The sequence below is a fragment of the Nostoc sp. CHAB 5715 genome (assembly GCF_020829685.1).
Lineage (GTDB): Bacteria > Cyanobacteriota > Cyanobacteriia > Cyanobacteriales > Nostocaceae > Nostoc.
Genome location: NZ_JAIVFR010000241.1, coordinates 1 through 8340, shown reverse-complemented (window position 1 = coordinate 8340; position 8340 = coordinate 1). Strand labels below are relative to the sequence as shown.

Sequence of the window (8340 nt, the reverse complement as noted above, 5' to 3'; positions counted from 1 at the left end):
CAGGTTCTCAATCTACCGTTACCAGAGTACGGGTATCATGATGGAGAGGTAGGAGATGTCACCCAACTTATCGAAGGGTTACAAACACAACATCTCCGGGAGTTAGTACAAGACTGCCGCAAATCTAATAATATTGTTGGCTTCATTGGCGGGCCTCCTTGCCCTGATTTTTCTATTGGCGGGAAAAATAGAGGACGTTTAGGAGATAATGGTAAGCTTTCCGCTGCTTACGTTGAATTAATTTGCCGCCATCTTCCAGATTTCTTTTTATTTGAGAACGTTAAGGGGTTGTGGAAAACGACAAAGCACCGTTTATTTTTTGAATCGCTCAAGCAACAATTATTGGAAGCAGGCTATATATTAACAGAGCGATTAATTAATGCTATCGAATATGGTGTACCCCAAGATAGAGAAAGAATTATTCTCATTGGCTTCCGAAATAGTTTTATCAAGGATATAGGAATACAATTCGGTAGTGAAAAGTTACTAACTGAAGAGGCTTTTCCTTGGAAAAATCATATTTTATATCCTCAAACAAAGGTTTTTGCTTATCCTTGGCTTAAGTCCGAACCATTCCAAGAAAATTCCATAATGCCTTGCCCTGACGGCATCCCTCAAGAATTAACAGTTGAATACTGGTTTAGAAAAAATAATGTGCTGAAGCATCCCAATGCTGAAAACTGTTTTCAACCAAGGGCAGGTATCACAAGATTTGCTGCTATTGATGAAGGAGATGATTCTAAAAAGTCTTTCAAGCGTCTTCATAGATGGCGTTATTCTCCAACAGCTTGCTATGGAAATAATGAAGTACATTTGCATCCCTATAAAATCCGGCGAATATCTGTGGCGGAAGCTTTAGCCATACAATCTTTACCTGCAAATTTTGTACTTCCAGAGAATATGTCACTTACGAATATGTTTAAGACTATTGGTAATGGCGTACCATATTTGGCATCGAAGGCGTTAGCTAAAACTATTTTTGAATTCTTAGGAACTGGTGTGAAAAATGTTATTGATATTTCTAAGCTTACTACTGTCTAATGTCAACTTAAATACTTACAATAATTCTGCGACATCTACAAAGCTGACATTTTAGAAAAGTCAGCAGCTTCTTTTCATAATAAACTTGTAATAGATATGGTTTAATATATATATAAGAAATGTTTTAATTTTTTATAAAGATTAATAATCAATCACTGGCAGAAGACACGATGGCAGCAGACTATCCAAACATTGATATTGCGCCATTTATCGATCACGCCCTGTTAACGCCAACTGCTACTCCTGAGCAGGTTGAGCAGTGGTGTGAAGAAGCATACAGATTCAACTTTGCGGCGGTTTGCTTGTACCCCGCCTATGTCAAACAAGCAGTCGAACTCCTGCACGGTAAGAACCCAAAAGTCTGTACGGTGATTGGCTTTCCTGCTGGTGCGACGACTTCAACAGTGAAACTGTATGAGGCTCAAGAAGCGGCAGATAATGGGGCTACTGAGTTGGATGTGGTAATGAACTTGGGCTGGTTGAAAGCTGGTAAAACTGAAGAAGTCCACCGGGAAATTGCCGAAATTTGTGAAGAGACTGGGCAAACTGTCAAGGTAATTTTGGAAACCAACCTGTTGACAGATGCAGAAAAAAAAATAGCTGCTGAAATAGCTATGGAAGCGGGAGCGGCTTTCTTAAAAACTAGTACAGGTTGGAATGGTGGTGCAACAGTGGCAGATGTACGACTTTTGCAGGAATTTGCCAAAGAAAAAGTAGGAATTAAAGCCTCAGGTGGTATCCGCACTATCAATCAAGCTTTAGACTTAATCGTAGCGGGTGCTACTAGATTAGGGACATCTCGCGGTATCGATTTGATCCGCCAGCGCGATAACCTGGGAAAGGGTGAATAGTCATTTGTCCTTTGTCATTTGTCATTTGTCCGAAGCTAATGACCATTGTACAGACGCGATTAATTGCGTCTCTACTGACCAATAACCAATGACTAATGACTAAATAACTAATGAGTAGAACCTACAAAGCAACGGGAATTAATCTTAAAACCCAAGTGCTAGGAGAATCGGATAAAATAGTGACGATTTTGACACCAGAATTCGGTCTAATTCGAGCAGTCGCTCCAGGGGCACGCAAGCACAACTCCAGCCTGGGCGGCAGAAGTGGTATGTTTGTTGTGAATGAACTATTGATTGCGAAAGGGCGATCGCTTGATAAAATTACTCAAGCACAGACGTTAAAAACTTATCCTGGTTTAGCTAAAGATTTGGGAAAATTGGCTGCTGGCCAGTATTTAGCAGAAATAGTCTTGTGTCAAGCTTTGAGCGAACAACCCCAAGAAGAACTTTATGAGTTGTTCAATGAACATCTCCATCGGTTGGAGGCGTTATCTAGTGCAAATGCATCTGGGGTTTTGGCTCATCTGGCTCATGGAGTGTTTCACCTTTTAGCGTTAGCAGGAGTAACGCCGCAAGTGCAAGTCTGCTGCCTATCTGGACACCTCCTCAAGCCAAACTTTACAGACCCAAACTGGCAGGTAGGATTTAGTATTCCTGCGGGTGGAACGGTTTCCTTAGAAGCTTGGGAACGTTTAAGAAGAGAGGGGGAGAAGGAGATGAGGGAGATGAGGGAGATGAGGGAGATGAGGGAGATGAGAACAGACCAATACCCAATACCCAATGCTCCATTCCCACTTGCCCTGAGCGAAGCCGAAGGGATGCCCAATGCCCCATGCCCCATGCCCCATGCCCAAACAGTTGTTGTGCATCGGCAAGAAATACCTGTGATTTCTAGTCGTCCGGGCGCTATGGAACTGGCTTTGCTTCAACATCTGTCACAACCACAGATAATGCAAATTGATGGTGCTAGAGATCATGACTGGTTATCTGTTGAACAGATTTTACGCCAGTATGCTCAGTATCAATTAGGTCGCCCTATTCGCTCTGCTACCTTGATCGACTCTTATTTTGCTGCCAACCATGATGCAACCGTCTGATTTGGATAAAAAAATCCTGCCTTTGTCACCAAGCCTCGCTAAAAAACAGAATAGGGTATCAGATCCTACAGTCAGGAATCACTTGAGTGCTGTTTCAAAGTGTACACCTAGTCAAATAAATGGACAAGAAATGTCCCCAAAAGACGTTTCTAATAACGAGCAAAATTGGACAGCCCAGATCCCAACAACTGATATTCCAAGTCAATCAGAAACAAAATCTGAGGACAAATTAATCACTGCCCAAGGAGATAGTAACGGGCAGAGTTTGCCAATAGCTACTATCCCAGAAAAAGAACCACCAACATTAAATGGATCTGGTGGAGAAGCTGTTTCAGGAAATATCAAAAAGCAGGGCTTTTTGCCTGTATTAAAAAATCCTAATTTCCTGGCTCTTTGGGGTGGTCAAGTTTTCTCGCAACTAGCAGATAAAGTTTATTTGGTGCTGATGATTGCTTTGATTAATACTCAGTTTCAGGCTAGTAATCAAAGTATTAGTGGTTGGGTGTCAGCCTTGATGATGGCTTTTACGATTCCCGCCGTATTGTTTGGTTCCGTTGCTGGTGTGTTTGTTGATCGTTGGTCGAAAAAGGCTGTGCTGGTAGCAACGAATATTTGGCGCGGCATCTTGGTTTTGTCAATTCCTTTTCTGATGTGGTTGACTCATGATTGGAAAGCCATAGGAGTTTTGCCAGTTGGTTTTTTGATCATTCTGGGTGTGACTTTTTTAGTTTCTACACTGACGCAGTTTTTTGCACCGGCAGAACAGGCGGCAATTCCCTTAATAGTAGAAGAACAGGATTTACTCTCGGCAAATTCGCTTTATACGACAACGATGATGGCATCGGTGATTGTTGGATTTGCTGTCGGGGAACCATTGTTAGCGATCGCCGATGGACTTTGGCTGCAAATTGGTGGTAGTGGTAGTTTGGGCAAAGAATTTTTAGTAGGTGGTAGTTATGCGATCGCGGGAATAATTTTATTCCTCCTAGCAACTAAGGAAAAACATTACCATCCCGATACAGAGTTCCCTCACGTATTTTCCGATTTGCGAGATGGTTTTGCCTACCTCAAAGCAAATCATCGCGTCCGCAATGCCTTACTTCAACTGATTATCTTGTTTTCTGTTTTTGCAGCATTAACTGTTTTAGCCGTTCGTATGGCAGAAATTATTCCCAACATGAAAGCCTCCCAGTTCGGCTTTTTACTAGCAGCCGGTGGTGTTGGCATCGCTGCGGGAGCAACACTTCTCGGTCAATTTGGTCAACGCTTCTCCTATACCCAACTAAGTCTGTACGGTTGTATGGGTATGGCAGCATCTCTCATTGGTCTGTCAGTATTTACAACCCAACTTTGGCTAGTCTTGTTACTGGTGGCGCTATTAGGTATCTTTGGGGCGCTAGTGGGAATTCCCATGCAAACCGCAATTCAAACAGAAACACCTCCAGAAATGCGTGGTAAAGTCTTTGGTTTACAAAACAATGTAATTAATATTGCTCTCTCCTTACCTTTGGCATTAGCAGGTGTAGCAGAAACCTTTGTGGGATTACAGGCAGTTTTTTTGGGATTAGCTGCGATCGTCTTTTTAGGAGGTATATTAACCTGGTATAACTCACACAAATAGTTATCACCTAACAGGAGCTATTATTCATTAATTTTAAGTAATTAATATTTACTTAAAGCTTTTCTGTTCATGGTAAACTGTGGTCAGTGGAAATTTATCACATACTTGCTGGATATCAATCTGACATTAATCAAAATAAGTTGTTTAAATATCATAAATTAACAACTTATAAGTAGAATAAATAAAGCCATAAATCCACTGGTTTAATCAGCTTAAAATAGGCTTTTTAAACATAGATTGTATTGGAAATTTGTAATAACTAAAAAACCAGCAAGTATAGCTAGATAAAATAAAAATCACCAAGGACACACAAGTAATAGATCAAACCTGCTTTTCTTACAGCTAAATAAAGAATGCGTATAGCCTGGATTGGAAAAAAATCACCCTTTTGCGGCAATGTCACCTACAGTCGAGAAATTACAAATGCCTTGCTAGATAGGGGACATCAAGTTAGCTTTCTTCACTTCGCCCAGGAAGAGTCTGAACCTGACAATTGGCCAAATCTTCGAGAAGTTTCTCTGCCTTTTATTTACAAGTCCCAGGTTTACACAATTCCCACTTTTAAAGCGACCAAAGTTTTAACGGAGTCGTTGCGGAAAATCAAGCCAGATATAGTCCATGCTTCCTTGACGCTATCTCCTCTAGACTTTTTTCTACCAGAAATCTGTGAGGAACTGAGGTTGCCCCTTATTGCCACTTTTCACACACCGTTTGCTGGCAAGGGAGCAAAGCTGATATCAGGAACACAACTTTTGGCTTATCAGCTCTACGCACCTTTTTTAGTTAACTACGATCGCGTGATTGTATTTTCCCAAATCCAGCGAGAATTATTGGCAGGGATGGGTGTGAGGAAAGAAAATATAGCCGTAATTCCCAACGGTGTTGATACCGTTAAGTATTCTCCAGGATTTTCTCAAGTCAAAACAGAATTTAAAGCCGAACGTTTGTTTGTCTATCAGGGCCGGATAGCACCAGAGAAAAATGTCGAAGCCCTCCTCCGGGCTTGGAAGCAGTCGGCAATGGGGCCTGGTACTAAGTTGCTAATTGTTGGCGATGGCCCTTTGAAGTCTTCCTTAGAGCAGTTTTATGGTTTAGAATACGGCATTATCTGGTTGGGATTTGTCGCTGATGAAGACCGGCGCATTGAGATTTTGCGGGGCGCAGATGTATTTATTTTGCCTTCATTGGTAGAGGGTTTGTCCCTATCTCTGTTAGAAGGAATGTCATGTGGGTTGGCTTGTTTAGCAACAGACGTGGGTGCTGATGGAGAAGTATTGGAAAAGGGCGCAGGTGTAGTTATTAATACTAAAACAGCGCGATCGCAATTAAGAACTCTCTTGCCAGTGTTGCAAGACCATCCAGAGTTAACAACCTTACTGGGGCAAAAAGCCAGACAGCGTGTATTAGACCGCTATACCCTTAGTAAAAATATTACTCTGCTCGAAGACCTCTATAAAGAAGTTTTAGCACAACGACCTCTACCGCTAAGTCGTAGAGCATAGGGAACGCCAGTTGTTACAACGGATAGCGCAGCGTTAACGAGTCAGACCTACGCACAGTCGCTAACGCTTCTCTATGAGATGCCGAGTGAATGCTATCGAGCGTCGGGAACCTTCCTTCGGGTTCACCAGTCGCCTACGGCGGGAAACCCGCCTACAGCGCTGGATTCACCGCAACGCACTTGCTCCCCTACGTATATTTATTTCAAAAGTCAAATACTAGTCCTATATAAAGCAATACGGTTCAGTTAAGGCTCAAAATCATGTAAATTAGGCATTGTTCCCAAGAATGGAAATTAAGTGCCGTGCATCTGAGGGATTTTTCGTTGGTGTCTCCTGATATACAAAATACTGAGTTGCTGAAAGCAATCGAAATGGCTATTCCAGCAACGGCAATTGAACAGGCGATCGCTAATACCAAAACCGAAGAGGAACGCACGCGATCGCTACCAGCGCAGTTAATGGTCAGTCTGGTAATAGCAATGAGCCTGTGGTCGAGAGATTCGATGCGGGATGTACTCAAAAACTTAGTCGATGGTCTTTCTGTGGCATGGGTAAAAGTTGGCAAATATTGGCGAGTCCCTTGTAAATCAGCAATTACCCAAGCTCGACAAAGATTAGGCGCAAAGGTGATGAGCCAATTGTTTCATCAGCTGGTAAAACCAATGGCAACGGGTGAAACATTGGGAGCGTTTTTAAATGGACTACGAATAGTTGTAATTGATGGTAGCTGTTTTGATGTCCCAGATAGCGAAGAAAATACCAGAGTTTTTGGTCGTCCTAGCAGTCGTCCTGGAACAATTGCAGCATTCCCTAAAGTGAGATTGGTCGTTTTGATAGAGGCAGGAACGCACATTATATTTGATGCCTTAATGTGCGGAGCCGGAGACGCTCCGCCTCCGGTCCTTATCGAATGGGAGAACGAGCCCGAGCGTTGAAATTATTACGCTCCGTGAAATCAGGAATGTTGTTAATGTGGGATAGGGGGTTACATTCCTATGCAATGGTAGGAGCAACAGTGTCTCAGGGGTGCGACTATGTAGGCAGAATCCCAGCAAATGTAAAATTTATGCGGGAGAAGCCCTTAGAAGATGGCTCTTATTTGTCATATATTAATCCTTCAGGAAAACTCCGAAAAAAAGGTTGTCAGCCACTCTTGGTAAGAGTTATTGAATACACAATTGAGCATCCGGAAAACGCTGCTGAACAACTTACTTATCGCTTAATCACTAGCTTATTAGACATTAAAAAATTTCCGGCAGAAATGTTAGCCAAAGAATATCATCAACGATGGGAAGTCGAAAATACCCTTGATGAGTTAAAAATTCACCTGTTAGGGCGTAAAACTCACGTTCGTTCTCAAAAACCACGAGAAGTAGTGCAAGAAATTTATGGTTGGTTGTTAGCTCATTGGTCAGTACGAGTGTTAATGTTTCAAGCTGCAACTACTGCTGGGGTTCCACCATTACGCTTGAGTTTTACAGGTACATTACGAGTCATTCGTCGTGCTATTCCTAAATTTCAAGACTTACAGACCGAAGAATTACCTTTTTTTTCGATTGGTTAATTGTCGAGATTTTAGATACGTTGCTACCTGAACGTGTTCACCGTATTAATCCCAGAGTCGTGAAAAAACCTGTATCAAAGTTTCGCTCTAAAAAGCCTCAACACAGAGGGACCGGACAAAGAGTAAAAGCTCCGAAATTTCACATTACTAATCAGCTTTTTAGCCTTAACTGAACCGTATTGCTTTATAGCGACAACGTGACTCATATCTTGGGTGGTGGGCGGACGCGGGGTGGGAAGTCGCAATTTGAGAAAGCAGCAATTTTGTATTTGGTGCGACGATATCCCCCTTCTGTTGTTCGGTTGGCACTTTCGGATGTTAAGCGTGTGACCTTTGGTAAATTTGACGGGCTACCTCATCTTGTTGCCCCAGTTGCGCGTGATGCACAATCTACCGCTAACTTGCTTGATTACTTGGTTGAAGAGATGGAATTGCGGTACCAGGAATTTGAGCGCCACAACAGTATTGAAACGATCGCACAGTACAATCTGCGGTTTGCACCTGATTTTGTCATGCCGCGAGTGATTTGTCTAATTGAGGGGTATTAGTACCATTGGAACAGAAAACCGGGTTAAGTATTATTACATTAATAATACAAATCTATTTCAACGCTGAAACCTGGTTTTCTCGTTAAGCAACTACTTGGTAACTTGAAACATCAGTT

At 42.2% G+C, this 8340-nt stretch carries 6 protein-coding genes and 2 pseudogenes; all 8 read left to right on the top strand.

Going from position 1 to position 8340, the window contains the following annotated elements:
* Positions 1–1041, top strand: a 1041-nt coding sequence (locus tag LC574_RS15060; protein ID WP_229454269.1) for a DNA cytosine methyltransferase, incomplete at its 5' end; no start/stop codon positions are given.
* Positions 1042–1211: 170 nt separating this feature from the next.
* Positions 1212–1892 carry a deoxyribose-phosphate aldolase gene (gene deoC, locus LC574_RS15055; RefSeq protein WP_229454268.1) on the top strand — a complete coding sequence of 227 codons (681 nt, stop codon included), beginning with the start codon at positions 1212–1214 and terminating at the stop codon, positions 1890–1892.
* Positions 1893–2002: 110 nt separating this feature from the next.
* Complete coding sequence (recO, locus tag LC574_RS15050) at positions 2003–2989, top strand: DNA repair protein RecO (protein ID WP_229454267.1); 987 nt, start codon at positions 2003–2005, stop codon at positions 2987–2989.
* On the top strand, positions 2976–4610 hold the full coding sequence (locus LC574_RS15045; protein WP_229454270.1) for an MFS transporter: 1635 nt from the start codon (positions 2976–2978) through the stop codon (positions 4608–4610). Before recO ends, LC574_RS15045 begins: the two co-directional genes overlap by 14 nt.
* Before the next feature lie 353 nt (positions 4611–4963).
* The gene (locus LC574_RS15040) at positions 4964–6112 is read left to right on the top strand and encodes a glycosyltransferase family 4 protein (RefSeq protein WP_229454266.1); all 1149 of its coding nucleotides are present in this window, start codon (positions 4964–4966) and stop codon (positions 6110–6112) included.
* An 85-nt stretch (positions 6113–6197) separates the two neighbouring features.
* Complete coding sequence (locus LC574_RS38020; protein WP_267871538.1) at positions 6198–6332, top strand: hypothetical protein; 135 nt, start codon at positions 6198–6200, stop codon at positions 6330–6332.
* 151 nt (positions 6333–6483) lie between these two features.
* Positions 6484–7676: pseudogene (locus tag LC574_RS15035) on the top strand (IS4 family transposase).
* A gap of 182 nt (positions 7677–7858) precedes the next feature.
* Positions 7859–8215 (top strand): annotated as a pseudogene (locus LC574_RS15030) (FtsK/SpoIIIE domain-containing protein); the annotation flags it as partial.
* Positions 8216–8340 lie beyond the last annotated feature (125 nt).